The sequence below is a fragment of the Achromobacter insuavis genome (assembly GCF_902859645.1).
GTDB classification, from domain to species: domain Bacteria; phylum Pseudomonadota; class Gammaproteobacteria; order Burkholderiales; family Burkholderiaceae_B; genus Achromobacter; species Achromobacter insuavis.
Window position 1 is genome coordinate 1 of sequence record NZ_CADIJR010000180.1, and the last position, 1,650, is coordinate 1,650.

Annotated in this window: 2 protein-coding genes; one reads left to right on the forward strand and one right to left on the reverse strand. The window is 69.6% G+C overall.

What is annotated here, in order from left to right; all coding sequences use genetic code 11:
- The coding region (mltG, locus tag H0523_RS31975) for an endolytic transglycosylase MltG (protein ID WP_180180320.1) at positions 1 to 1,057 on the reverse strand (1,057 nt) is incomplete at its 3' end.
- A gap of 157 nt (positions 1,058 to 1,214) precedes the next feature.
- On the opposite strand from mltG, the gene H0523_RS31980 reads away from it, so the two are divergent.
- The coding region (locus H0523_RS31980; protein ID WP_503467169.1) for a YgfZ family protein at positions 1,215 to 1,650 on the forward strand (436 nt) is incomplete at its 3' end.

Consider the following 1,650-nt stretch of genomic DNA (forward strand, 5'->3'; position numbering starts at 1 on the left):
CGGGCGCGGACGCGGCGGGCCTGCCCGCCGGCGCCGGCCGCGCCGCTGGCGTCCGGCCAAGGATATAGCGGGAGACGTTGCGGTTGTGCTCGGACAGGTTCACCGAGAACTCGCTGGTGCCGTTGCCGCGCGAGACGAAAAACAGGAATTTGTGCTGCTCGGGCTGCACCGCGGCCAGCAGCGCCGCGCGGCCGGCGGCGGCGATCGGCGTGGGCGGCAGGCCCGGGCGCGTATAGGTGTTCCAGGGCGTGTCGGTCTGCAGGTCGCGCTTGCGGATGCGGCCCTGGTAGGCGTCGCCCATGCCGTAGATGACGGTGGGGTCGGTCTGCAGCAGCATGCCGATCTTCAGGCGGTTGGTGAACACGCCCGAGACGCGGCGGCGCTCCGGGCCATGGCCGGTTTCTTTCTCGATGATGGACGCCAGCACCAGCGCCTCATAGGGCGTGGACAGCGGCAGGTCGGCCTGGCGCTTGGCCCAGGTGTCGTCCAGGATGCGCTGGCCTTCCTGGTAGGCGCGGCGCAGCAGGTCGTAGTCGGAGCTGCCCGGCGTGAAGATGTAGGTGTCGGGGAAGAACAGGCCTTCCGGATGCTTGATGTCCGAGCCCAGGCGCTCCATCAGGGCTTCGTCGCTGATGTCGCCCAGGGTCTGCTTGACGTCGGGATTCTCGCGCAGCGCCTGGCGGATCTGGCGGAAGGTCCAGCCTTCCAGGAAGGTGATCTGGCGCTGGGTCATGTCGCCGCGCGCCATGCGTTCCAGCAGCAGCCAGGGCGTGTCGCCGTTGATGGCCTGGTAGCCGCCGGCCTTGATCAGCTTGTCCTGCTCGGTCAGGCGCGCCATCCAGACGAAACCCGGCTCCCAGACCGGCACGCCGGCCGCGTTGAGCGCGCGCGCGACGGTGCGCGGGCTGCTGCCCGGGTCCACCACGAAATCGATCCTGTCGGCCGACAGAGGAATGGGTCGATGCATCCAGTGCCAGGCGGCGCCGACGGTCGCGGCGACGGCCAACACGATGAGCAGGAATGACCACAGGACGTAAAAACGGAGTCGCTTCTTCATAAGTCTGGGAAGTTTAATGGATCGCGCGGACCTGTCGGCGCAAAACGAGGGCCGGAGCGCGTCGCGCGCCCCTTTGCCCTGCGCGGGCATCGGCCTGCCAGGATGAGAACACAGCTATCATCAACCCTTTGATGACGAGTCACGGGCCCACGCAGCCATGCATGCTTTCCATTCTTCGATCCCGGCGCGCGCCGAAGGTTGCGCGCAATTGGCGCCGTTGGACGATTTCGCCGTTTTCAGCGCCAGCGGCGCCGACGCGCTGACCTTTCTGCACGGCCAGCTGACCCAGGACGTCACCGGCCTGCCCGCCGATGCCGCCCGCCTGGCCGGCTACTGCACCGCCAAGGGCCGCCTGCTGGCGACCCTGGTGATGTGGCGCGGCGCCGCCCCGGCCGAGGACGCCCCGCAGTTGTACGCCCTGGTGCGCCAGGACCTGGCCGCGGCGCTGATCAAGCGCCTGTCCATGTTCGTGCTGCGCGCCAAGGTCAAGCTGGCCCCCGCCGCGCTGCACGTGGCCGGCGTGCAGGCCGACCCGGCGCAGCTGGCCGCCCTGGAAGCGGCCGCCGGCGCCCTGCCGCGCACGCCCTGGCAAC